Here is a 25,160-nt window from a genome sequence, read left to right on the forward strand (position 1 = left end):
GCCGTGTCACCCGCACCCGCCGGAGCACCCGGCGTCCGTGAACTGGCCGCCCTGCTGCGCGCCGCCGGACTCGACCCGTCCGCCGAGGAGATCGCCGACGCGCTGTGGCTGGCCGGCCACATCCGCGGGCCCGTCCGGGCCGCCCCGGGCGGCCGGGGACCGGGCGGTGGCGGCCCGGACACCGCGGCCGCCGAACCGGCCGCCGAGCCCGCCGAGTCCGCACGGGCGGAGGCGGAGGCCGACGACCCGGTCGGGCTCTACGCCCCCGGGGCGGCCCGCTCCGAGGGCGCCGGCGGGGAACGGCCGGGGGAGTCGCCCGAGGAGTACGGAGTGCCCGTGCGGGTGCCCGGGGCCGCCGCGCTGCCCCGCATCCTGGAGGTCCAGCGGGCCCTGCGCGCCCTCCAGCGGCACCGCCCGCCCGGCCCGCCCACCCGGCTGGTGATCGACGAGACGGCCACCGCCGAGGCCAGCGCCCGCACCCTCGGACTGGTCATCCCGGTGCTCCGGGCGGAGAGCCGGCGCGAGGCGACCGTACGGCTGGTGATGGACGCGTCCCCGTCGATGGCGGTGTGGCAGGACATGTTCGAGGAACTGCGGTCGGTGTGCGAGCGGTTGGGGGCCTTCCGGGACGTCCAGGTGCACTACCTGCACCGCCTCACCGACGGCACGGCCGCCCTCGGACGCAGCCCCGCACCCGGCTGCGTCCGCGCCTCCGGACTGCGCTCCGGAGACCAGCTGCGGGACCCGACCGGCCGGGCCCTGACCATGGTGGTCTCCGACTGCGCCGGGCCGCTGTGGCGCGAGGGCACCGCGCAGCGCCTGCTGTACCGCTGGGCCGAGTGCACGCCGTGCGTGGTCGTCCAGCCGCTGCCGCAACGGCTGTGGGGGCGCAGCTGGATGCCCACCGAGCGGGGCACGCTCGCACGGCTGGAGGGCGGCGGGCAGCAGCTCGCCTTCCGGCCGGACCGGCCGCCGCTGCCCGGGCGGCCCACCGGAGGGCTGACCGTGCCGGTGCTGCCGCCGAGCCCGACCGCCCTCGGGGCGTGGGCCCGGCTGCTGGCCGGACTCGCCGCCGGACCGGTACCGGCCGAGGTGGGCCGGGTACGGGCCGACCATCCGGCCGCGCCCCTGCCGCCGCCGCGTGCCGTGCGGCCGCCGCGCGAACTGGTGGCCCGCTTCCGGTCCTCGGCCGCGCCCCGGGCCGTACAGCTCGCCGTGTACCTCTCGGCGGCGCCGCTCACCCTGCCCGTGATGCGGCTGGTGCAGCGCACGATGCTGCCGGACTCCGAGCCCTCCGACCTGGCGGAGGTGCTGCTGAGCGGGCTGCTGCGGCGCAGCGTGCCCGGGCACGGGCACTGGTACGAGTTCGTACCCGGGGTGCAGGACGTGCTGTTGGGGCCGCTGGGGCGGGACGAGGCCGCGCTGGTGCTCAAGCACTGCTCCGAGTACGTCCTGGCCCACTTCGGCCGGGGCGTACGGAACTTCCCCGCGCTCGCCGTCTCCCAGCTGACCGGGGTCCCGCCGGCGGTCGCCGACCCGGGACCCGAGGACACCGAGCGCCCGCCCGAGGGCCGGCTCCCGCAGGCCTTTGCACAGGTTTCGGCCAAAGTCGTACGGCGCTACCTGCCCGGGGTGCCCCAGGAGGCCCCGCCGGTACGGGAACCCGCCCCGGCCCCGGTGCCCGCCCGGGCCGGCGCGGTGCGCGCCGCCCGGGACCGGCTCGCGGACGCCGACGCCGACGGGGACGGCGGCGCGCGGGCCCTGTACGAGGCCGTGGCGGTGCTCCGGCGCGCGGTGACGGCCCCCGCCGGGCCCGGCGATCCCCCGGAGGAGGCGGAGACCGAGCTGGCGGGCGCGCTGCTGCGGCTGTGGGCGGCCCAGCGGGACCCGGAGCTCCTGGCCGAGGCGGAACGGGCCGTGACCGGGCTGCGGACGCCGCAGGCGGGGGCGCTGCTCGGCCGGGTGCTGTACGAGCGGGCGCTGGCCTCCGGACCGGATGCGGAGCTGCTGGCCGCGGCGGACATGGAGTTCGCGGCGGCGGGCGCCGCGGCCGACCCCGAACTGCGGCGGGACTGCGCGGTGCGGCGGGCCGAGACCCTGATCCGGCTGAGCGTGCTGCGGGACGAGCCGGGCGCGCTCCGCGAGGCCCGCGCGGCCCTCGAACCCCTGGCGGGCCCGGCCCCCGGCCCGGGTGCAGAAGCAGGCGGCGAAGTCGGCCGGGAAGCCGGTGGGGAAGCCGGTGGGGTCACCGGTGGGGCCGCCGCCCGCCCGGACCACGGCGGGGCGGGCGGCCCGCGCCCGGCCCCGTACCCCGAGCTGCAACTGGCCCTGGGCCGGGTCCTGCTGGCCCTGCTGCCCCGCACCGCCGACCCGGCCGAGCGCACGGCCCTCGCCGAACAGGCCGCCGCCCGCCTCGGGGCGGCCCTGGGCGGCCCACCGGCCGTCCCCGCCCGGCCCGGCCCGGGGGCGGCGCGGGTACGGGTGGAACTGGCCGACGCGCTGCGCCACCTCCCCCGCCGCCTGGAGGAGGCCGCGGCCCAGCTCGACGCGGCCCTCGCGGAGCCCGGCGGGGACCCGGAGCTGCGGGTGGCCGCCCTGGTGTGCCTGGCCCGGGTGCACCGGGAGCGGTACGCACGGGATGCCGACCCGGCGGCACTGGAGGACGCCGCCGAGGCGTACGGCCGGGCCCGGCGGCTGATCCCCCGCGATGCGGAGGCCTTCGCGGAACTGCTGCCCGAGTGGGGCGACGTGCTCCTGGACCGGGCCCGCGCCGCCGACGGGCGCCGGTTCACCGGGACGGCCGTACGCGTCCTGCGCGAGAGCCGGACCGCGGTCCCCCAGTCCGACCCGGGCGCGGCGCACCGGCTGCAGCGGCTGGCCGCCGGGCTCCGGCTGCGGCACGCGTACGAGGGCGACCCGGTGGACCTGCGGGAGGCCGAGTACCTGCTGGAGCTGGCGGTCCGGCACAGCCGCAGCCCGCTGGAACAGGCCCGCGCCTGGCGGGACCACGGCGACGTGCAGCAGGACATCCACGGCCACACCCGGGCACTGGACCGCCTCGACCGGGCGGCGGACTCCTACCGGCGGGCCTGGCGGGCCGCGCTGGAGGCCGACGTGGAGGACCGCGAGGACACCGCGGTCCAGCTGGCCGCCCGGGTACAGCAGTTGCGCGGGGACGTGCTGGAGCGCCTCGCCCGGCCCCGCGCGGCCCTGGACGCGTACCGCTCGGCGCTGGAGCTGTGGACGCGTACCCGCGAGGGCGCCGCCGGGAGCCCGGAGGCGGTCCGGGCGCGGATCCGGGCCCTGGAGGCCGGGCTCTGATGCGCCCGCGACGCCCGCGCCACGGGCGCGGCCCGGGCCGGGGGCCGCCGTTTCCGAGGACCGGTCGGCGGGAAAGGGAAGTGGACCCAGGAGTGGACCCAGGAGTGGACCCAGTGGACCCGGACCATCCGGTGTGCGACGCGACAGGGGGACCGGCGGCACATGGTGACGAAGCAGCAGGAAGTGGCGGCAACGACACCGGGATGTCCGGAGCGGTTGCCGGATCTCTCCGGGCTGGACCTGGCGGCGCTGCGCGGGATCGACCATCCCGTACTGGCCCGGGTGATCGAGGGCATGGTAGAGCGGGTGAACCGTCCGGCGGAGATCCTCAACGCCTTCGACTCCAGCGTGGCCTGACCGGGCCGCGCCGCGCGGAGCGCGCCTGATCCGCCCCATCTTGAAACCAAGTTGACCACTTTCCGCCGTTAGCCGGGACGGCCCCCAGGGCAGGGATGGACCGTCCGCCGGGGTGTACCCGGGCGGTGGTGGCCGGGGGAGGGAGACACGGCGATGGGGCGAGCGGTCAGGAACGGCTCCCCGCTGCCCGCGCCCGGCAGCCCCGACCCCACCACCCCGCACCGAGACCCCGTGCCCGACGCCCCGGCGGCGCCCGCGGACGAGGACCAGGCGGTACCCGCGCACCGCGACCCGGCGGCGCAGCACCCGCACCGCGACCCGGTGCCACCCGCACACCTCGAACAGGTGCCACCCGCGCCCGACGACCCGGCGGGGCAGCACCCGAACCGAAGTCCGGCGGCTCCCGGGCAGCCCGCGCTCCAAGACCCCGCCGTGCAGTACCCCTACGGTGCCGCGGCGCCGGTCGCGCAGACCCTGCGCCCGGCCCCCGCGCTCCATGACCCCGCCGGGCAGCATCCGCTCCACGACCCCGCCGCGCAGCGGACCCGGCACGCTCGGCACGCGCCCTGGCCGTACACCCGGCTCGACGTGGCCGCCGCCCGGGCGGCCGGCCACCGGCCCCACCCCGTACGGCAGTTCGTCCTCAAGACCCGCAGTCGCTGCAACCTCGCCTGCACCTACTGCTACGTCTACGAGATGGCCGACCAGGGCTGGCGCGACCAGCCGCCCGTCATGACCCCCGCCACCTTCGCCCGCGCCGCGCAGCGGATCGCCGAGCACGCCGCCGCCCACGACCTGCCCCGCGTCGACCTCGTCCTGCACGGCGGCGAACCGCTGCTCACCGCCCCCGCACGGCTGGCCGAGCCCGTCGACGCCATACGCACCGCCGTCGCCGAGGCCGCCCCGCACACCCGCGTCACCGCCACCGTCCAGACCAACGGCACCCTGCTCACCCGCGGCCGCCTCGCCGCCCTCGCCGCCGCCGGGATCCGCGTCGGCGTCAGCCTCGACGGCGGTCTGCCCGCGCACAACACCCGGCGCGTGGACCACGCCGGACGCCCCGGCTTCGGGGCCGCCGCCCGCGGCCTGCGACTGCTCGCCCGGCACCCGCAGAGCTACGCCGGGGTGCTCTGCGTCGTCGATCTCGACCAGGACCCGGTGGAGACCTACGAGTCCCTGCTCGCCTTCGCCCCGCCCAGCATCGGGCTGCTCCTGCCGCTCGCGAACTGGAGCGACCCGCCCCCCGGCCACCACCCGGACCGGACCCCGTACGCCGACTGGCTCCTCGCCGTCTTCGAACGCTGGTGGCACGACGGCGTACGGCGTACCCGGATCCGGCTCTTCGAGGAGATCATCGCCCTGTTGCTCGGCCTGCCCACCGCCACCGAGACCCTCGGGCTGACGCCCGCCGCCACCGCCGTGATCGAGACCGACGGCTCCATCGAACAGGCCGACTCCCTGAAATCCGCCTACGAGGGCGCCGCCGCCACCGGTATGACCCTGGACACCCACAGCTTCGACCAGTTCCTCGACCACCCCGGTCTCGCCGCCCGCCAGCTCGGGCGGGACGCGCTCGCCGCCCCGTGCCGCGCCTGCGAGCTGGTCGAGGTGTGCGGCGGCGGGCACTACCCGCACCGCTACCGCGCCGGCGAGGGCTTCCGCCAGCCGTCCGTGTACTGCGCCGACCTCCAGCCGCTGATCCGGCACATCGCCGCCGCCGTCGAGCACGCCGTCCGGCACGCCGCCGCCCAGGCCCCCACCGGTACCCCCAGTACCACCGGTACCCCCGGTACCCCCGGTACCCCCGCCCACCCCCCGGCGGTCGCCTCATGACCACCACCGCCCTCACCGTCTTCACCGTCTCCTCGCCCACCCTGCGCGCCCTCGCCTCCACCGAGCCGTCCATGGAGGGCACCCGCCTGGTCCGCGACGTACGCCGCTCCAAGCGCCTGCTCCTGCTGCGCGCCGTCCTCGACGCCGCCCCCGGCGGCCGGTCCGGGGAGACCGCCGACCACTGGGCCCTGCTGGAGGAGGCCGAACGGCACGACGCGGGCGCCGTGCGCGACGTACTGCACTACCCCGCCACCGGGGTGTGGGCCGAGGAGACCCTGCGCCGGCTGCACGCCCCGTGCGGCCCCCCGCCCGACCTCGGACACCTCGGCGCGCTCGCCGTCGCCGCGGCCCTGCGCGCCGGGATCGCCTTCAGCCACACCCTGCGGCCCCTGCACGGCCGGCTCGTCCTGCCCACCCTCGGCCTGCTGCGCCCGGACCGCCCCGGCCCGCTCACCCTCACCGCACGCTCCTGGGACCCCGACGACCCCGCGACCGTGCCCCTGCACGTCCTGCCAGGGGGCCGGACCGCCCTCGACGACCTCGACCCCTACCGGGCGGCCGGCCCGGCGCAGCCCGCCCCGGTCCGCCCCGCCCGCCGGCTCACCCCCAAGGGCCACAAGCGGTGGGACACCCAGTGGTCCGGCGCGCTCACCCTGCTCCAGCGCTACGACACCCTCCGCGCGGAGGAGACCGTCCAGCTCCTGCGCTCCGTCGTACCGCTGGCCGGCGGCTCCCGCTCCAGCGGTGCCACCCTGCCCGCGGCCGCAGGCTCCGTACTGGCCCGCGCGCAGGCCCCGCCCGCGCTCGCCGCGACCCTCGTCCACGAGGTCCAGCACGGCAAACTGACCGCCCTCGCCGACGTGCTGACCCTGCACACCGCCGACCACACGCCCCGCCACTGGGCGCCCTGGCGCAGCGACCCGCGCCCCCTGGAGGGACTGCTGCACGGCGCCTACGCCCACCTGGCCCTGGCCGGGTACTGGCAGCGCGCCGCCCTCTACGGGGCCCGCGGCGCCTGGGCCCAGCACGCCCGGATCCGCGCCCAGGTGGCGGCGGTCCTGCCCACCCTGCGGGCGCACGAGCGACTCACCGCCGTGGGGCGGGACTTCGCCGACGCGATGGGCGCCGCCGAGCGCGCCATGGACGACCTCCCCCCGCCCGGTGACCAGCACGCCGCGGCCCGCAGGGCCGTCGACCGCGAACGCCGCGCATGGTGCGAGGCACACCCCGAACTCGCCCCGTTCGCAGAGGGCTGACGGACCGTCCGCTGCGGTACCTTTCAAGCCCGTCCACCGCCCGCATTCAGGGAGACGGCCGCATGACCACCGGTAGTCGGCAGGACCGTGAATCGGCGGCGCCGCAGCCGCCCCACCCGTCCCACCCGCAGCGATTCGTCATCAGCTTCGCGGGGTTCAACCGCCCCTGGGCGGTGTGGATCGCCCACCGCCTGGAGGAGCACGGCCACCGCGTCGCCCTCCAGCGCTGGGACCCGCAGAGCAGCCCCGGCATCGGCCAGGCCCTCGACGACCTGGCCCGCTCCGGCAGCCGCGTCCTCCTCGTCCTCAGCGAGCGCTACTTCTCCGCCGGAACCCACACCGAGGAGGAGTGGAACACCGCCCTGCGCGCGGTCACCGACCGCCATCCCGAACGGTTCGCGGCGGTCTGCCTCACCGACGCCCCGCTGCCCAGCGCCGTCGCCGTACTGGAGAAGACCGACCTGTGGGGCCTGGACGCGTACGAGGCCGAGTACCGCGTGCTGCGCCGCCTGGAGCTGCCCACCGACCGGATCGGCACCGAGACCGGCCGCCGCGGGCCGCGCTTCCCCAACGACCCGCCGGAGATCTGGGGCCGCGTGCCGCGCCGCAACCCGCGCTTCACCGGCCGCAACGACGTCATCGGGACCCTGCGCGAGGCGCTGACCGAGGCCCCGCCGGGCGCGTCCACCGTCACCCTGCTGGGGCTCTCCGGCGTCGGCAAGACGCAGGTCGCCACCGAGTACGCCTACCGCTTCGCCTCCGAGTACGACGTGGTGTGGTGGGTCCCCGCCGAGGACCGGCCCACCCTGCGCGAGCGCCTCGCCGACCTGGCCCCGGCGCTCGGGCTGCCGCGCGGCGCCGGCAGCTACGGCGAGCAGATCCGGGCCGTCCTCGAAGCGCTGCGGCGCGGGAACCCGTACGGCCGCTGGCTGATCGTCTTCGACGGCTGCGACAGTCCGGACGACCTGATCGACCTGCTGCCCTCCGGCGCCGGCGATGTGATCATCACCTCGCGCAACCGTGAATGGGCCGCCCGGCACACCAGCCTCGTCGAGGTCCCGCTCTACGCCCGGCCCGAGTCGATCACCTTCATCCGCCGCCGGGCCCTGCGCCTCACCGCCGCCGAGGCCGACCAGCTCGCCGAGGCCCTGGAGGACTACCCGCTCGCCCTCGACCAGACCGCCGGCTGGCTCGCCGACTCGCCGCTGCCGGTGGGCGACTACCTCGACCTGCTCCAGCACCGGATGGACTCGCACGAGGCCGTCACGGTCTCCGAGGACTATCCCCTGCCCTTCCCGACCGCCCTCGCCATACTGCTCAACAACGTCCGGGAGAACTTCCCCGACGCCCTCGCCCTGCTCCGGCTGTTCGTCTTCTTCGCCCCCGGACCGGTGCCCCTGCGACTGCTGCGCGAGTTCCCCGCCGACGACGTGCCCGAACAGCTCGCCGGACTCATCAACGACCAGATCCGGTGGAACGCCGCCCTCAACAAGCTCGTCCAGTTCTCCGTGGTGCGCCTGGAGTACTCGGACCTGGCCGTGGAGGAGGGCGGCGGCGGGCTGGAGACCGTACAACTGCACCGCATGGTCCACGGCATCGTCCGCGAGAACCTCTCCCCGGAGGAGGCCGAGCCCCTGGCCCGCGCCGTCCGCCAGGTCCTCGCCGCCGCCGACCCCGGCCGGCCCTCCGACTCCCGGCTGTGGCCCCGGTACGCCGAACTCATCCCGCACCTGGCCACCTCCGGCGTGCTCACCAGCAGCAACCCGCGCATCCAGAACTTCCTGCTGCACTGCCTGCGCTACCTGATCCTCGCCGGCGAGTACCGCACCTGCCTGCGCCTGTCCGAGGAGACCGACCTGATCTGGCGGGCCCTGCTCGGCGAGGACCACCCCAAGGTCCGCGAACTCAGCTACCAGTACGGCGGAGCCCTGCGCAACCTCGGCCTGTTCCGGCGCGCCGAGACCCTCACCCGCGCCCGCGCCGCCCAGCTCACCGAGGAACGCGGCGACCGCGACCTGGAAACCCTGCGCGCGACCAGCTCGTACGGCGGGGTCCTGCTGTGCATCGCCCGCTTCGAACCGGCCCGGGAGATCTTCGAGCACTGCCTGGCCACCTACCGCGAACTGCTCGGCGAGGACGACTCCACCACCCTCGCCGCCCAGAACAACCTGGCCGCCACCTACCGCCTGCTCGGCCGCTACCAGGACGCCTACGACCTCGACCTGGACACCCTGCGCCGCCGGGAACGGGTCCTGAGGACCCATCACATCTCCACGCTCTCCTCCGGGATCGCCTGCGCCATGGGGCTGCGGCTGATGGGCCGCTACCACGAGGCACAGACCCGGCAGGAACAGGGCGTGAAGATCAACACCCAGGTGCTGGGCCTGGAACACCCGCAGACCCTGCGCGCCGAGCACAACCTCGGGATGTGCCTGCGCCGCTCCGGCGACATCCCCGGCGCGGGCCTGCGCCTGCGGACCGTGTGGGAGCGAGCCACCCGGGTCTTCGGCGTCGACTACCCGTGGACCCTGATGGTCGCCTCCGACTACGCCACCTACCTCAGGGAGTACGGGGACATCGGCGAGGCCCGCCGGATCTCCGAGGACGTGGTCCGCGGCTACCAGTCGCAACTCGGCCTCGCCCACCCGTACAGCATCGGCACGGTCGGCAACCTCGGCCTGGTGCTCCGCGCCCAGGGCGAGCGCGCGGCGGCCCTGTCCCTCGCGGAGCAGGCACTGGTGGGCATGCGGGGCGCGCTCGGCGACCGGCACCCCTGGACCCTGGGCTGCGCCCTGAACGCCACCGGGCACCGCAACATCACCGGGCGCCTGGAGGACGCGCTGGACCTGAGCCGGGACACCCTGCGCACGGCCGAGCAGGTGCTGGGCCCGGACCACCCGATGGCCCTGAGCGCCCAGATCGCCCTGGCGGCGGACCTCCGGTCGGTACGGGAGTACGAGGAGGCGGCGAAGCACGAGGACGCGGGCATCAAGGGCCTCACCCGCACCCTGGGCCCGCAGCACGTCCACACCGTCTCGGCGAAGCAACAGACCAGGCCGTACTGGGACTTCGAACCCCAGCCGTAGGGGGCGCACGAAGACCCGCGCGCGGGGCCTGCCGTGGGGCGGGAGCGGTACGGGACGACGCGCGCGGGGCCCTCACCCCCTCGGGCGTGAACCGCTCTGTCGGGCCGAGGACTTGAAGCAACCGCCAGGGGGGTGACGGCACGATTGGTGCAGCGGCTGAGTTGATCGATAAGGTGCCGTGTCACGACCGCACCCCCGTTCGACCAACGGGCCGGTCAGGGCTCTGCCGCAGTGGGTGGCACCTCCACGGCTGCCGTGTGATCTCTGCCTGTCCGGGCCCCGGAGTACGGGGGCGGTCCTCACGGCGGGGCAGTCCGGCCCCGGCCGACGGGTCAGGAGGAACGAGTGGCACAGATCATCGCCGAGGTCTCACGGACGTTCAACGAGTTTCTGCTCCTGCCGAACCGGACACGCACCGACTGCTCGGCTGCGACGGTCGACTTGCGCACGCCGCTGGTGCGGCACATGGCGGGCGAGGCACCGGCGATCGAGCTGCAGTCCCCGTTCACGTCCGCGATCATGCAGGCCGTCAGCACACCCGATCTCGCGATCACGCTCGCGCGAAACGGTGGTTTCAGCTTCCTGCACCACAATCAGCCGATCCAGGACCAGGCTGCGGCGGTCCGCCAGGTGAAGAACTTCAAGGCCGGGTTCGTCACCAGCGATACCAACGTCCGCCCCGACGACACCCTGAGCCTCCTGGTCGATGTCATGCGCCGCACCGGTCACAGCACCGCCGCGGTCACCCACGACGGGACCGCCACCGGTCGCCTGCTCGGCCTGGTGACCTCCCGGGACTTCCACCCCCAGCGCCATGATCTGGACGGACCGGTCAGTGGCCGGATGACCGCTGTCGCCGACCTGGCCCACGCCGGGGCGGACACCACGCTTTCCGAGGCCAACGCGCGGCTGTGGGACGAACGACTGGACTGCCTCCCGGTGTTGGATGCCGAGGGTCACCTGCAGCATCTGGTGTTCCGTTCCGACTACGCGGACAACAAGCGCTTCCCGAACCAGGTCGTGGACGCCGCCAAGCGTCTGCGCGTGGGCGCGGGCATCAACACCCACGACTATCAGGAGCGCGTCCCGGCCCTGCTGGAGGCGGGCGCGGACGCGTTGTGCTTCGACTCGTCCGACGGCTACAGCGACTGGCAGGCGCAGGCTCTGACCTGGGTGAAGAAGCACTATCCGGAGATCCCGGTCGGCGGCGGCAACGTGGTCGACGGCGAGGCGTTCACCTTTCTCGCCGAGGCGGGGGCGGACTTCGTCAAGGTAGGGGTGGGCGGCGGCTCCATCTGCATCACCCGGGACCAGAAGGGCATCGGCCGCGGCCAGGCCAGCGCTGTGCTGGACGTGGCGGCGGCCCGGGACGCCTTCCGCGAACGCACCGGCGCGTACGTGCCGATCTGCTCCGACGGTGGGCTGGTGCACGACTACCACGTGGCCCTGGCGCTGGCGATGGGGGCCGACTTCGTCATGATGGGGCGTTACTTCGCACGCTTCGACCAGGCGGCCGGCGCGAAACTGCCCACCCGCGACGGCTTCGTGAAGGAGTACTGGGGTGAGGGATCGAACCGGGCCCGCAACTGGCAGCGCTACGGCCAGGGAGGCCAAGGGCTGGTCTTCGAGGAAGGCGTGGACGGCTACGTTCCCTACGCAGGCGACCTCAGCGAAGGTCTCGCCCTGACCATGGCCAAGCTCAAGACCACGATGGTCTCCTGCGGCTCCACCACCCTGCCGGAGTTCCGGTCCACGGCCCGGCTGACCCTCGTTTCGGACCAGAGCTTCCAGGAGAGCCACGCCAACGTCACCCTGAGGGACACCCCGACGACCCCCTGACGGTGCTGGGCCGGTCGCGATGGGGCCCCGGTCCGGGCGCGGCGAGGTGGCAGGATGATGCGGTGTCCGACTCTCTGCGTGAACTCTGGTTTCGCGGCACCGCCTTCAATCCGGCGGCGCTCTCCGACGTACTGATACGCCTGGTGGATGGAGCGGCCGGTGAGGCCGGCCGGTCGATGTGCGAGGGGCGTGACCTGCCCGACGCCGTCATCGACGCAGCCCTCGGCCTGCCGGACGACATCCTCGTCACCCCCGACGAGGCGGTGCGCCGGGCGGCCGGCGCCGACCCCGGGCTGACGCCGGAAGCCCTGGAGGCTCTCCTCGTCGACCCCCGCACCGCGGAGGGCGCTGCGGCCAACCCGTCCCTCCCCGTCGCCCGCATGCACGCCCTCCTCGACTGCTGCTCGATCGCGTGAGGGGGAAGAGGATGAGCTTTCGGCGTCAGCGCGTCGCACCGGTGATGGTGGCCCTCTGGATGTAGAAGCGGCTTCTGCGGGACCGGTAGCCGCAAACACCTGGAGCACGATCCATGTGGCTGCAGTCGTCGCTGCTGCAGCCCTGGTCGGGCACACGGTGTGGAGGTGGCGATACTCGGCACGACAGCCTGAGGGCCAGGGCTGATGGGCCCACTCCGACGATCGCAGCTCAGGGCTTCGGGCGACGGCCCCCGGGGATGAACCACAGGGTGATCGTGGCGGCCGGGTGAATTGCCGCCCGCCCGAGGCAGCTGGTTGTCACACCGTGCACTGGTGTTGTTCGGCCTGCAGTACCAGCCGGCGGGCCGTGTCCGCCTCCTCCCGGACCTTGTCGAGGCGCTCCTCCAGTTGGGCGACCCGCTCGCGGTAGCGCTCCAGCTCGGCACGTACGAACTCCACGTCGGCCACCTGCTGCGCCGACTCCTGGCGGATCTCCTCCGTCTCCTGCGCGAACCGGTGCTCGGAAACGTCCAGTTGGGCGATGGCCAGGTCCGCGGCCTCCTCCGCCAGCGCGGTGCGCCGTTCGGCGTCCAGGGTCCGCTGGGCCGCGGCCCTGGTCACGGTGCGGATGCGCGCCTCGGCGGCGGCCGAGTCCGTGATGATGGCCAGTTCCTCGATGTAGCCGGGCAGGTCCGTGGCCAGCCGGGAGATGAGCGCCACGAGGCCGTCACGGGTGCCTGATGCGTCCTTGCCCTCTGTCGCGTCCTCCAGGGCGGTCCACATGGTGGCTTCGGTCGTCCCGTCCACGGGGGCGCCGGCCGCCTCGGCCGCCTTCTTCGCCTCGGCCGCCCGGCGTTTCTCGTCCTTGCGCTGCTGCCGCTTGGCGCGGAACGTGCGGAACGCGCCCAGTGCGTTGTGGTCGGGGTGGGCGCAGTACCGGGGTGCCGGGTTGTCGGCCGTCGGTGCCTCGGGGTGGTTCGTGCACTCCGGGTAAGCGCAGTGGGGGAGCGTCTCGACCGTCATCTTTCCGCCTTCCAGTGACATTTCGGGTTCCCTCGGGTGCGGCACGTGCCGTCCGGTCGCACTCGGGGATGTACGAACACGCTAGAGGCGGATGGGGACTTGGGGGCGTCTCCAGGGGGTGGCGTCAGGGATCCGTAAGATCATCGGCCGACCCGGGGCAATACGCCGGAAGGCCCGGCCCCCCGAGGGGGCCGGGCCTTCCGTGGTGCCGCGTGGCGGTTACGCCTCGAAGACCTCGTTCAGCAGGAGCTGCTGCTCCGCCTGGTGGCGCTTCGCGGAGCCCACCGCAGGGGACGAGCCGTGCGGGCGCGAGATGCGCCGCAGGCGCTCGCCCGCCGGGACGTCCGCGCCGACCGCCAGGTCGAGGTGGTCGATCAGGTTCAGCGCGATGAACGGCCACGCCCCCTGGTTCGCCGGTTCCTCCTGGGCCCAGATGTACTTCGCCGCGTTCGGGAACTTGGCGATCTCGGCCTGGATCTCCGCACCGGCGAGCGGGTAGAGCCGCTCGATGCGGATGATCGCGGTGTCGGTGACGCCGCGCTTCTCGCGCTCGGCCTCCAGGTCGTAGTAGACCTTGCCCGCGCAGAAGACGACCTTGCGGACCGCGTTCGCGTCCACCGTCGTGTCACCGATGACCGGACGGAACGAACCGGTGGTGAACTCCTCCGCCTTCGACGCCGCCGCCTTCAGACGCAGCATCGACTTCGGGGTGAAGACGATGAGCGGCTTGTGGTGCGGGTTGTGGACCTGCCACCGCAGGAGGTGGAAGTAGTTCGACGGGAGGGTGGGCATGGCCACCGTCATGTTGTCCTGCGCGCACATCTGGAGGAAGCGCTCGGGACGCGCGGACGAGTGGTCCGGGCCCTGGCCCTCGTAGCCGTGCGGCAGGAGCAGCGTGACGCCGGAGGTCTGGCCCCACTTCTGCTCGGCCGAGGAGATGAACTCGTCGACGACGGTCTGCGCACCGTTGACGAAGTCACCGAACTGGGCCTCCCAGAGGACCAGCGCGTCCGGACGGGCCAGCGAGTAGCCGTACTCGAAGCCCATGGCCGCGTACTCGGAGAGCAGCGAGTCGTAGACGTTGTAGCGGGCCTGGTCGTCCGACAGGTAGAGGAGCGGGGTGTAGTCCTCGCCCGTCTCCCGGTCGATGAGGACCGCGTGGCGCTGGCCGAAGGTGCCGCGGCGGGAGTCCTGGCCGGACAGCCGGACCGGGGTGCCCTCCATCAGCAGCGAGCCGAAGGCGAGGGTCTCGCCCATGCCCCAGTCGATGGTGCCCTCGTCGATCATCGCCGCGCGGCGTTGCAGCTGCGGCAGCAGACGCGGGTGGACGGTGACGCCCTCGGGGATGGTGACCTGGGACTCGGCGATCCGCTTGACGACGTCCTGGGAGATCGCGGTGTTGACGGCGACCGGGAAGTCGGGCTGCGGGGTCGGGGAGGGCGCCGCGACGGCGGGCTGCGTGGCGGCCTCGCGGACCTCCGCGAATACCTTTTCCAGCTGGCCCTGGAAGTCCTGGAGCGCCTGCTCGGCCTCTTCCAGCGTGATGTCGCCGCGACCGATGAGGGACTCGGTGTAGAGCTTGCGCACCGAGCGCTTCTTGTCGATCAGGTCGTACATCAGCGGCTGGGTGAAGGCCGGGTTGTCGGACTCGTTGTGGCCGCGACGGCGGTAGCAGATGAGGTCGATGACCACGTCCTTGTTGAACGCCTGGCGGAACTCGAAGGCCAGACGGGCAACGCGGACGACGGCCTCGGGGTCGTCGCCGTTCACGTGGAAGATCGGCGCCTCGATCATGCGGGCCACGTCGGTCGCGTACATCGAGGAACGCGAGGACTCCGGGGCGGCGGTGAAGCCGACCTGGTTGTTGATGACCACGTGCACGGTGCCGCCGGTGCGGTAGCCGCGCAGCTGCGACATGTTCAGCGTCTCGGCGACCACGCCCTGGCCCGCGAAGGCCGCGTCGCCGTGGAGCGCGAGGGGGAGGACCGTGAAGTCCGTGCCGCCCTTGTTGATGACGTCCTGCTTGGCGCGGGCGACACCCTCCAGGACCGGGTCGACCGCCTCCAGGTGCGAGGGGTTCGCGACGAGCGAGACCTTGATCTGCTCGCCGTCCAGGCCGGTGAACGTGCCCTCGGCGCCCAGGTGGTACTTGACGTCGCCGGAGCCGTGCATGGACTTCGGGTCGAGGTTGCCCTCGAACTCGCGGAAGATCTGCGCGTACGACTTGCCGACGATGTTCGCCAGGACGTTCAGGCGGCCGCGGTGGGCCATGCCGATGACGACCTCTTCGAGGCGGGCCTCGGCGGCCGAGTCGATGACGGCGTCGAGCAGCGGGATGACGGACTCGCCGCCCTCCAGGGAGAAGCGCTTCTGGCCGACGTACTTCGTCTGCAGGAAGGTCTCGAAGGCCTCCGCCGCGTTCAGGCGGCGCAGGATGCGCAGCTGCTCCTCGCGCTCCGGCTTGCTGTGCGGGCGCTCGATGCGGTCCTGGATCCAGCGGCGCTGCTTCGGGTCCTGGATGTGCATGAACTCGACGCCGGTGGTGCGGCAGTACGAGTCGCGGAGCACGCCGAGGATGTCGCGGAGCTTCATCATCGACTTGCCGGAGAAGCCGCCGACCGCGAACTCGCGCTCCAGGTCCCACAGGGTGAGGCCGTGCTCGGTGATGTCGAGGTCGGGGTGCTTGCGCTGCTTGTACTCCAGCGGGTCCGTGTCGGCCATGACGTGGCCGCGCACCCGGTAGGAGTGGATCAGCTCGAAGACGCGGGCGGCCTTCGTGACGTCGTCGTCGTGCGAGGCGTCGATGTCGCGGTTCCAGCGGACGGGCTCGTACGGGATGCGCAGCGACTCGAATACGGCGTCGTAGAAGCCGTCCTCGCCGAGCAGCAGGTTCGCGACGATGCGCAGGAACTCGCCGGAGGCCGCGCCCTGGATGACCCGGTGGTCGTAGGTCGAGGTCAGGGTCATGACCTTGGAGATGCCCAGCTTGTTCAGGGTGTCCTGCGAGGTGCCCTGGAACTCGGCGGGGTAGTCCATGGAGCCGACGCCCATGATGACCGACTGTCCGGGCATCAGGCGGGGCACGGAGTGCACGGTGCCCAGGCCGCCGGGGTTGGTCAGCGAGACGGTGACGCCGGTGAAGTCGTCCATCGTCAGCTTGCCGACACGGGCGCGGCGGACGATGTCCTCGTAGGCCTGCCAGAACTCGAAGAAGTTGAGGGTCTCGGCCTTCTTGATGCCGGCGACGACGAGCTGGCGGTCGCCGTTGGGCTTCACCAGGTCGATCGCGAGGCCGAAGTTGATGTGCTCCGGCTTGACCAGGGTGGGCTTGCCGTCCTTCTCCGCGAAGGAGTAGTTCATGGCCGGCATGGCCTTGATCGCCTGCACCATCGCGTAGCCGATCAGGTGCGTGAAGGAGATCTTCCCGCCCCGGGCGCGCTTGAGGTGGTTGTTGATGACGATGCGGTTGTCGAACAGCAGCTTCACCGGGACGGCGCGGACGGAGGTGGCCGTCGGCACGTCGAGGGAGGCGTTCATGTTCTTGGCAACGGCAGCCGCCGGGCCGCGGAGCGTCACCAGCTCGGGGCCCGCGGGGGCCTCGGTGGCGGCAGCAGAGGGCGCGGCGCCAGCCGCTCCAGTGGAGCCGGTGCCTGCACCGGGCTTCTGCGGGGCTACGGCGGAGGGGGCGGGCGCGGCCGGTGCGGCGGCCGGGGCCTGGGAGGTGACAGTCACAGCAGGGGCACCAGAGGGGGTGGCAGGAGCAGGGGCAGGGGCTGGCACAGGCGTGGGCGCGGCAGTCGTGGTGGGGGCCGCGGCGCGCGCCGCCCCCGTGGCGGCGGCGTCGGTGACCTGGGGCGCCGCGGCGACGGTGGTGGCGGCCTGTGCGGAGGCGCCGTCCGTCGTCGCGGGCTTCTCGGGACCGTCCGACTTCACCGGAGCGACGACAGCGCCCCCCGGCTTGTAGTCGGCGAAGAAGTCCCACCAGGCCCGGTCGACCGAGTTCGGGTCCTGGAGGTACTGCTGATAGATCTCGTCGACGAGCCACTCATTCGCGCCGAAGCCTGAGGCAGGGTTCTTCCCGCCCTCTGCTGCTTCGGTCGTGGTGCTCGAGTTACTGGGGGACTGTGGCGACACGGCGGCAACCGCCCTCTTCCGCTTCACAAGGTATGGACAGCGGGAATAAAGGCTACGCCTCCTCGGCCGCTGCATGCAGGCCGGGCGGTACTTACGTCGTGCAGGTCACATCGAACGGCGGGTTTCATGACGTGGAATGGCGGGAAACCAGCCTGGTTCGGGTAGGGGGCACCGAGGTTGCGGCCCCCTTGGCTTCGCACCCCTGACGGACCCCGGGTACGTGTGGCCGAGATCATGTCCTTCCCACTCGAACCCTACGTCAACCCGGCACCTGCGAGCTGCCCGGAAGCGTGACGAGGATGCGGCAGCCGCGTGACGATTCGGCCACTCCGATCCGCCCTCCGTGCAGCTCCACGGCCCAGCGGGCGATCGCCAGGCCCAGTCCGGTGCCTCCGTCGCCGCCGCCCGCGCTGCCCCGGTTGAACCGCTCGAAGACCCGGTGCCGCTCCGCCTCCGGGATGCCGGGGCCCTCGTCGCGTACTTCCAGGACGAGGCTGCCGGGCGCGTCGCCGGCCCGGGCGCGGACCGTGACCCGGCCGTGCGGAGGGCTGTGCTTGACCGCGTTGTCGATCAAATTTGCCACTACCTGGTGGAGTCGCTCGGCGTCCGCGTGCGCCCACAGCTCGGACGGGAAGACGTCCAGGTGCAGGTGTACGTCGTTGCGGGTGTGCCCGCCCGAGCCGGAGAGCAGCCCCGGCCGGCCGGCGGCCGCCAGCCTCGATTCCTTCAGCACGCCCGACAGGTACGGCCACACCTCGAAGCGGCGGGCGCGCAGCGGGACCACGCCGTTGTCCACCCGGGAGAGGTCCAGCAGGGTCTCCACGAGCCCGCCGAGCCGCTCGGTCTGCTTCAGCATCGTGCGCATGGTCTCCGGATCGGCGGCCGAGACCCCGTCCACCACGTTCTCCAGTACCGCCCGCAGCGCCGCGATGGGCGTGCGCAGCTCGTGCGACACGTTGGCGACGAGCTCCTTGCGGTGCCGGTCCACGGCCTCCAGGTCGTCCGCCATCAGGTTGATGGTGGAGGCCAGGTCGCCGAGCTCGTCGCGGCGACCCGCCCCGCGCACCCGCCGGGTGAAGTCGCCGTGGGATATCGCCCGGGCCACGGTCGTCATGTCGTCCAGCGGCGCCGTCAGGCTGTGCGCCACGAACTGGGTGATCAGCATCGAGGCGATCACCGAGAAGACCGTGATGAAGCGCAGCTCGGTGTCCGTGCGCAGGGCCACCAGCAGCAGGCCCGTCGTGATGAAGACCGAGACCACCACGAGGGTGCCCAGCTTGGTCTTGATCGAGAAGGGCGAGAAGGGCCGCAGCCCGCCCACGGGCCGCTGCCTCTGCCGCTGCCGTATCGGCGGGCCGCTCATGCCTGGGCCGGGGTCTCCAGGGCGTACCCGACGCCGTGGACCGTACGGATCCGCTCCGCGCCGATCTTGCGTCGCAGGGCCTTGATGTGGCTGTCGACCGTACGGGTCCCGGAGGCGTCGGCCCAGTCCCACACCTCGGCCAGCAGCTGCTCCCGGGAGAGCACCGCCCGCGGGGTGCCGGCCAGGCAGACCAGCAGGTCGAACTCGGTCGGGGTCAGGTGCACGTCCTCGGTGTGCACCCGCACCCGGCGCTGCGCGTGGTCGATCTCCAGATCGCCCAGGCGCAGGGTGGCCCCGCGCGGGGTGTGCGCGGCGATGGTGGCCCGCTCCACGCGCCGCAGCAGGACGTGGACCCGCGCGGCCAGCTCGCGCATCGAGAACGGCTTGGTCATGTAGTCGTCCGCGCCGACCCCGAGCCCGACCAGCAGGTCGGTCTCGTCGTCACGCGCGGTGAGCATGAGGACCGGGACGGGCCGCTGGGCCTGGACCCGGCGGCACACCTCCAGGCCGTCGAAGCCGGGCAGCATGATGTCGAGGACCAGCAGCTCCGGCAGCCAGTTCTCGGCCGCGGCGACGGCGGAGGGCCCGTCCCCGGCCGTCTGCACCTGGAAGCCCTCGGCGCGCAGGCGGGCCGCGATGGCCTCGGCGATGGTGTGGTCGTCCTCGACGACCAGCACACGCCGCTGAGCGCCGGGTGTCGCCGCGGCGCCCTGATGGGTGGTGTGTGTCTGTTCCATGTCCGCCCCTGAAGATCCCGCGTGAATGGGGTGCAGCGTAGAGGAGGCGTGGGCCTGCGGCTACGTGGGGTTCGGACATGGCATATGTGCTGGACCACAGTAAGCGGAATGTGGTGTACCGGGTACCGGTCCCCCCACGGGACCGGCACCCGGCGGGCGAGACCGGTCAGGTGCCTCGCCGTCCTGGGGGCCGGGCGGCGGCTAGAGGGCCAGTCCGTGGCCGTGCGGGAAGACCGGGTCGAACGTGTCGTTCGGCACATCCGGACGGGAGGCCGCCACGGCCCTCATCGAGCGCGGGAGCTCGAAGGGCAGGCGGCCCTCGGCGGTGGCGCGACCGAACGCCACGTCCAGCAGGGCGGCGTCACAGGCGCCGTAGTCCGCGATCAGGGCCGCCGCCCGCTCGGCGATCTCCGGGACGACGGCGGCCCGCTCCAGGTTGATGCAGACCAGGGTGGGCACCCGGTCCAGGAGGGCCAGGATCCCGGCGAGTTCGGGCTCGGCGAAGGCCAGCGAGCCGGAGTGGAAGAAGGACTCGAAGATGTTCTCCCGCGGCTCGTGCGGCGTCCGCAGCCGCAGCACGGCAAGGTCCGCGTCGGCCGGGTCGACGACGACCTCGCCGTACTCGGCGGCGACGCTCGCGTCCACGCCCTGCACGTACAGCCTCGGCCGCGTGGTGAGCGGCAGCAGGCCCCCGGGGTTGGTCAGGACGGTGAGGGACCGGCGCTGGGCCGCGGCCCCCAGGGCCGTGAAGTCGGCCCGCCCCACGATCTCGGCCGCCGCCTCCGGGTCCACGTACGGGTCCTCGAACAGGCCGAGCGTGAACTTCTCGCGCAGCAGGCGGCGTACCGAGGCGTCGATCCTGGACTCCGCGACCCGGCCCGAGCGGACCAGCTCGACGATCACTTCCGGGCACTGCTCGCCGCCGAACTGGTCGCAGCCGGCCTCCAGGCCGCGCGCCGCCCGCTCGGCCACGCCCAGGTGCTCCAGGCCCCAGGCGCGGGCCGGGTGCACCTGCCCGAAGATCACCGCGTCGTTGAGCAGGCCCCAGTCGCTGCAGACGATGCCCTCGAAGCCGAGCTCCTCGCGGAGCAGGCCGGTGACCACGCCCTTGTTGAAGCCGAAGCCGACCTCCTCCCAGTCCGTGCCGATCGGCTGGCCGTAGTACGGCATCATCTGCGCGCACCCGGCGGCGATCGCGGCCCTGAACGGCTCCAGGTGGTGCTCGCGCATCCCGCCCGGGTAGACCTGCTCCTTGCCGTGCGCGAAGTGCGGGTCCTCGCCGTCCTTCTGGGGGCCGCCCCCGGGGAAGTGCTTGACCATGGCGGACACCGACCCGGGCCCCAGGGCCGGGCCCTGGAGACCGCGCACGTACGCCGCCACGAGCTCGGCCGTCAGCCGCGCGTCGGAGCCGAAGGTGCCGGACTGGCGGGCCCAGCGGGGTTCGCTGGCCAGGTCGATCTGCGGGTGGAGGGCGACGCGGAAGCCGACGGCGAGGTACTCGCGCCGGACGGTGTCGGCGAACCGGTGGACGAGCTCGGGGTCGCCGATGGCGGCCAGGCCCAGGGCCTCCGGCCAGGCGGAGAAGGCGCCGGAGTTGAAGGAGGCGCCGATGTTGTCGGTGAAGGTGTGGCGCGGGTCGGTGGAGAGGGTGACCGGGATGCCGAGGCGGGTGGCCGCGGCCATCTCCTGGACGGCGTTCTGCCACGTGGCCATCTCGCGGGGCCCGTAGGTGCCGAGCAGGTTGAAGTGGGTGAGGAAGCGGTCCTCGATCAGCTCGGGCGTGGTGAAGGGGAGCATCGAGCCGTCGGTCTCGGTGACCGGGGTGCCGTCCGCGTTCATCATCAGCATCGAGTGGAAGAGCTGGCCCGCCTTCTCCTCCAGGGTCATCCGGGCGAGCAGGTCCTCCACGCGGCGGTCGACGGGCAGCGCGGCGTCTTTGTAATCGGGCGTCGTGTTCATGGCGGGGCTCCTGGCGCGTGACCGTCGGATCGGCACGGTCACGGTAGAGCTGAAAACCATGCACCCACTAGGTTTTTGAAATGTGACCTGGGTCACGCGGGCCGGGTGGCCTGGAACAGCGGCCGCTTAGGGTGTCCGCATGGCACAGGACAACGGGCGGACGGCACGGGCGGAGGGACGGGCGGGGCGGACCGCCCCGAAGGGCTCGGCCCGGGGTACCTACGCAGTCGGCGACGCCCGGCGGCAGAAGATCCTCGACACCGCCGTCGAGCACTTCGCACAGTGGGGCTTCAACGCGTCCTCGCTGGCCCGGATCGCCGCCGACTGCGGGATCACCCAGGGCGGGCTGCTGCACCACTTCCGCGGCAAGGAGGACCTGCTGCTGTCGGTCCTCGCCCAGAGCGAGCAGCACGACGTGGAGCGGCTGTTCAGCGAGCCCGCCGAGTCGGTTGCCGCCCACTTCGCCACCGTGGTGGACCTCGCCGCCGACAACGAGCGGCGGCCCGGCATCGTCCGGATGTTCAACACCCTGGTCGGCGAGTCCGGCAACCCGGGGCACCCCGCGCACGCGTACTTCACCCGGCGCTACGCCCGGGTGCTCGGCTACACCGTCGATCTGCTGGAGGCCGGCGTCGCCCGCGGCGAACTGCGCCCCGGCACCGATTGCGAGGCCGTCGGCCGGGAGACCCTCGCCGTCATGGACGGCCTCCAGATCCAGTGGGTGCTGGCCCCCGGGAGCGTGGACATGCCGGCCCGGCTGCGCGGCTTCCTGGACCGCCTGCTGCGGGACATCTCGGTCGCGGGGACGGGCCTGCCGGACGCCCCGCCGGGTGCCTCGCCGGACTCGCCGACGGCTTAGGGGGCGTCCGTGCCGCCGGTGAACGGGGGCAGTGCGTCCAGCACCCTCGTGAGGGACTCCGGTAGGGACTCCTGGCCGCCCGACACCTCGTGGCCGTCGTGCACGAAGGCGTAGAAGAAGCCGTCGTAGATCGTGGGGCCGCCGGTCGTGATCCGGGGCAGCCGGGCGAAGTCCGCCTCCCGGAGGGCGGTGCGCAGGCCGGTGAGCTCCGCCCCGGACAGCTTGCCGGTGCCCGTCGGCTTCGCCCCGGCGTCCAGCCTGGTGTAGGAGCCGTCCCCCTTGACCACGAGGGTGTGGGTCTGCCCGGCGAAGCCGCCGGTCCGGGTGACCCGGACCAGGGTCTCGCCGGGGGCGGGGAGCCGGCCGGCCGTGGGGCTCGCGCTCGGGCCGCCGGGCGGGCTCGCGCTCGCACTCGTGCCCGGCGCCGTGGAGGCCTTCGGGGGCGCCTCGTCGCCGCCCCCGGAGCCGGACGGCCCGCAGCCCGCCAGGACCACCGCACTCAGCACTGCCGCGACCACCGCTCGGAACGCGCGCACACCCACCTCCGCAAGGACTCGGGTCCAACCCCGAGTATGGAGTCCGCACACCCGTTCCGACAGCACGCGGAGGCCGTCATCAGCCGGATCGCCCCCTGGCGGCTGCTCCCGCCGCTGCTCGCCGTGTGCCTCGGCCTGTGGGGCCTGGAGCGCGGCGGCAGCATGTGGCGCGACGAGTCCGTCACCTGGCAGGTGGCCCACCGGCCGCTCGGCCAGATCGTCGAGCTGCTGGGCCGGGTCGACGCCGTCCACGGCCTGTACTACCTGCTCATGCACGGGGTGTTCGAGGCCTGGGAGGGCGGCCTGTGGGCGCTGCGGCTGCCCTCCGTCGCCGCCACCGCCCTCGCGGCCGCCGGAGTGGCCGCGATCGCCCACCGGCTCGTGGGGGAGCGGGCCGCGCTGCTCGCGGGCTGCGCGTACGCCGTACTGCCGCCCGTGCAGATGTACGCCCAGGAGGGGCGCTCGTACGCCCTGGTCGCCGCCGCCGTGGTGTGGGCGACGTACCTGATGCTGCGCGAGCGGTGGGCGGCGTACGCGGCGGTGCTGCTGCTCGGCTGCTGGCTGCACGAGTTCGCCGCGCTGGCCCTGCTCGCCCACGCCTTCACCGCCTGGCGCTCGCGCGGCTGGCGGTGGAGCGCCGCGGCCGTCGTCGCCCTGCTGGTGCCACTGGCCGTGGTGAGCGCCCGGCAGGCCGAGCAGCAGCTCGGCTGGCTCGGGCGGCCGAGCTGGCAGGACTGGGCGGCGTACGCGGTGGTGGGCGCCGCGGCCCTGCTGCTCGCGCGGGGGGCTCCGGGAGACCTCGTACGGGTGGCGCTCCCGCTCGTCCTGCTGCCGCCCGGGCTGCTGATGGTGATCTCGCTGCTCAACCCCTGGTACGTCGACCGGTACGTGCTGTACGCGCTGGCCGGGCTCGCCCTGCTGGCGGGTGCCCGGCTCGCGACGGCCCGCGGGTGGTGGCCGTGGCTACTGGCCGGCGCCCTCCTGGTGGCGTTCGGCTTCTGGTCGGTGTGGCTGCGTACGCCGGAGAGCCGCAAGGACGACGCGCTCGCCGTGGCCGCCGCGGTCCGCGAGCGGGCGCGGCCGGGGGACGCGGTGGTGTTCATGCCCGCGCGCCGGCGCGAGTGGCTGCTCTCCTCGCCGGAGGTCTACGGGGAGCTGCGGGACGTGGCCCTGGACCGCACCCCGGAGGCCTCGCACAGCCTCCAGGGCACCGAGCTGTCCCCGGAGCGGATCCGCGCGGCGCTGCCGGCCTCGCCCCGGGTGATCGCCCTGCTGGACCCGGCCGGCCAGCCGCTCGACCCGTACCCGCGGGAGGCGGTCAAGCGCGAGGAGCTGGCCGCCCGCTTCGACCTGTGCTCCACCACGGAGGTGCGCGGCGCCCGGATCGCGGTCTACGCCCGCCCGGGCACCTGCCCCTGACCGCAGCTGCCCGCCGACTCCCGCCGCCCGACCCGCCGCCGAGCCGGTCCGGGCCGCGCCGGAGGATGGGGCGACCGTGTCGTCCAGCCGGAGGTGCCGCATGACCACGCCCGAGAACGCGTCCGAAGAGCTGTCCGGGACCCCGCCCGAGGCCCAGCCCGACGCGCCGCCGGAACCGCTGCCCGGGCCGCTCGTCGGGGCGGACTGGCTCGCCCGGCGGCTCGACACGCCCGGCCTGGTCCTCCTCGACGCCTCCGTCGGCGCCCACCGAGGCGCCGGCCGCCGGATCCCCGGTGCCCGCCCCTTCGACCTCGACGGGGCCCTGTCCGACCACACCGCGCCCGCCCCGCACACCATGCCCGGGGCCCCGGAGTTCACCGAGGCCGTGCGGGCCCTCGGCATCGACGACTCGGACACCGTCGTCGTCTACGACGGCGCCGGCCTCTACTCCAGCGCCCGCGCCTGGTGGATGCTGCGCGCCATGGGCTTCGACCGGGTCGCCGTCCTCGACGGCGGACTGCCCGCCTGGACGGCCGCCGGCCTGCCCGTCGAGGCCGCCGCCCCGGCGTACGAGGGACCGCGCGGCTCCTTCACCGCCCGGCCCCGGGCCGGGCTGCTGGTCGACAGCGCCACCGTCGCGCGCGCCCTGACCGACCCGGCCGCGGCCGTTCTCGACGCCCGCACCCGGGGGCGGTTCGCCGGCACCGCTCCCGAGCCCCGGCCGGGCCTGCGCGGCGGCCACATGCCGGGCGCGCTCAACCTGCCGTTCGGCGAACTCCAGGACCGGGCCGGGCTGATGCGCCCCGCCGGGGAACTGCGCGCGGCCTTCCGGGAGCTGGCCGGGGACCGGGAGCGGCTCTACTTCAGCTGCGGCTCCGGGGTGACCGCCTGCGTACTGGCGCTCGGCGCCGACCTCGCCGGGTACCGGGAGCTCGCGGTGTACGACGGCTCCTGGAGCGAGTGGGGCATGCCCTCGGAGCTCCCCGTGACGACGAACGGCCCGGAGAAAGAAGGGGGTTAAC

The 25,160-nt window shown here is 73.8% G+C and carries 16 protein-coding genes; 10 read left to right on the top strand and 6 right to left on the bottom strand.

Annotated elements, in window-relative coordinates; translation table 11 throughout:
• Nucleotides 1–3: 3 nt before the first annotated feature.
• From IE257_RS25900 to IE257_RS25930, 7 genes are all read left to right on the top strand, one after another.
• Entirely contained in the window at nucleotides 4–3,321 is a 3,318-nt protein-coding gene (locus tag IE257_RS25900; protein ID WP_189972316.1) for an SAV_2336 N-terminal domain-related protein, read from the top strand.
• A 162-nt stretch (nucleotides 3,322–3,483) separates the two neighbouring features.
• Nucleotides 3,484–3,678: an FxSxx-COOH cyclophane-containing RiPP peptide gene (gene fxsA / locus IE257_RS25905; protein WP_189972317.1), complete on the top strand. Its 195-nt coding sequence runs from the start codon at nucleotides 3,484–3,486 to the stop codon at nucleotides 3,676–3,678.
• Nucleotides 3,679–3,831: 153 nt separating this feature from the next.
• Nucleotides 3,832–5,511, top strand: a complete 1,680-nt coding sequence (locus IE257_RS25910) for an FxsB family cyclophane-forming radical SAM/SPASM peptide maturase (protein WP_372453173.1) — start codon at nucleotides 3,832–3,834, stop codon at nucleotides 5,509–5,511.
• Nucleotides 5,508–6,767, top strand: a complete 1,260-nt coding sequence (locus IE257_RS25915; protein ID WP_189972318.1) for an aKG-HExxH-type peptide beta-hydroxylase — start codon at nucleotides 5,508–5,510, stop codon at nucleotides 6,765–6,767. The genes IE257_RS25910 and IE257_RS25915 overlap by 4 nt, the downstream gene beginning before the upstream one ends.
• A 62-nt stretch (nucleotides 6,768–6,829) precedes the next feature.
• A complete protein-coding gene (gene fxsT / locus IE257_RS25920; protein WP_189972319.1) occupies nucleotides 6,830–9,853 on the top strand; it encodes an FxSxx-COOH system tetratricopeptide repeat protein in 3,024 nt (1,007 codons plus the stop codon).
• Between the two features lie 345 nt (nucleotides 9,854–10,198).
• Nucleotides 10,199–11,692, top strand: a complete 1,494-nt coding sequence (locus IE257_RS25925; RefSeq protein WP_189972320.1) for an IMP dehydrogenase — start codon at nucleotides 10,199–10,201, stop codon at nucleotides 11,690–11,692.
• A 62-nt stretch (nucleotides 11,693–11,754) separates the two neighbouring features.
• Nucleotides 11,755–12,108: a hypothetical protein gene (locus IE257_RS25930; RefSeq protein ID WP_189972380.1), complete on the top strand. Its 354-nt coding sequence runs from the start codon at nucleotides 11,755–11,757 to the stop codon at nucleotides 12,106–12,108.
• Nucleotides 12,109–12,426: 318 nt separating this feature from the next.
• Here IE257_RS25930 and IE257_RS39000 read toward each other — a convergent pair whose 3' ends face one another.
• The 5 genes from IE257_RS39000 to IE257_RS25955 all read right to left on the bottom strand — a co-directional run bounded on the left by IE257_RS39000 (nucleotide 12,427) and on the right by IE257_RS25955 (nucleotide 21,324).
• The gene (locus IE257_RS39000) at nucleotides 12,427–13,131 is read right to left on the bottom strand and encodes a hypothetical protein (protein ID WP_189972321.1); all 705 of its coding nucleotides are present in this window, start codon (nucleotides 13,129–13,131) and stop codon (nucleotides 12,427–12,429) included.
• A gap of 219 nt (nucleotides 13,132–13,350) precedes the next feature.
• On the bottom strand, nucleotides 13,351–17,265 hold the full coding sequence (locus tag IE257_RS25940; RefSeq protein WP_189972322.1) for a multifunctional oxoglutarate decarboxylase/oxoglutarate dehydrogenase thiamine pyrophosphate-binding subunit/dihydrolipoyllysine-residue succinyltransferase subunit: 3,915 nt from the start codon (nucleotides 17,263–17,265) through the stop codon (nucleotides 13,351–13,353).
• 259 nt (nucleotides 17,266–17,524) lie between these two features.
• Nucleotides 17,525–18,628: a HAMP domain-containing sensor histidine kinase gene (locus IE257_RS25945; RefSeq protein ID WP_189972323.1), complete on the bottom strand. Its 1,104-nt coding sequence runs from the start codon at nucleotides 18,626–18,628 to the stop codon at nucleotides 17,525–17,527.
• Nucleotides 18,625–19,365 (bottom strand): response regulator transcription factor, encoded by a 741-nt coding sequence (locus tag IE257_RS25950; protein WP_189972324.1) that lies wholly within the window; start codon nucleotides 19,363–19,365, stop codon nucleotides 18,625–18,627. Before IE257_RS25950 ends, IE257_RS25945 begins: the two co-directional genes overlap by 4 nt.
• 201 nt (nucleotides 19,366–19,566) lie before the next feature.
• Nucleotides 19,567–21,324, bottom strand: coding sequence for a glycoside hydrolase family 3 protein (locus IE257_RS25955; RefSeq protein ID WP_189972325.1), 1,758 nt, complete (start codon nucleotides 21,322–21,324; stop codon nucleotides 19,567–19,569).
• Between the two features lie 139 nt (nucleotides 21,325–21,463).
• Here IE257_RS25955 and IE257_RS25960 point away from each other — a divergent pair, with 139 nt between their 5' ends.
• Nucleotides 21,464–22,183, top strand: a complete 720-nt coding sequence (locus tag IE257_RS25960; RefSeq protein ID WP_189972326.1) for a TetR family transcriptional regulator — start codon at nucleotides 21,464–21,466, stop codon at nucleotides 22,181–22,183.
• Here the strand turns inward: IE257_RS25960 and IE257_RS25965 are convergent.
• Nucleotides 22,180–22,719, bottom strand: a complete 540-nt coding sequence (locus IE257_RS25965) for a hypothetical protein (RefSeq protein WP_189972327.1) — start codon at nucleotides 22,717–22,719, stop codon at nucleotides 22,180–22,182. The genes IE257_RS25960 and IE257_RS25965 overlap by 4 nt on opposite strands.
• A gap of 36 nt (nucleotides 22,720–22,755) precedes the next feature.
• On the opposite strand from IE257_RS25965, the gene IE257_RS39005 reads away from it, so the two are divergent.
• Complete coding sequence (locus tag IE257_RS39005) at nucleotides 22,756–24,138, top strand: glycosyltransferase family protein (RefSeq protein ID WP_189972328.1); 1,383 nt, start codon at nucleotides 22,756–22,758, stop codon at nucleotides 24,136–24,138.
• Between the two features lie 100 nt (nucleotides 24,139–24,238).
• Nucleotides 24,239–25,159: a sulfurtransferase gene (locus tag IE257_RS25975; RefSeq protein ID WP_189972329.1), complete on the top strand. Its 921-nt coding sequence runs from the start codon at nucleotides 24,239–24,241 to the stop codon at nucleotides 25,157–25,159.
• The last annotated feature ends 1 nt before the right edge of the window (nucleotide 25,160 follow it).

The sequence above is a fragment of the Streptomyces avidinii genome, from assembly GCF_014650695.1.
GTDB lineage: Bacteria > Actinomycetota > Actinomycetes > Streptomycetales > Streptomycetaceae > Streptomyces > Streptomyces avidinii.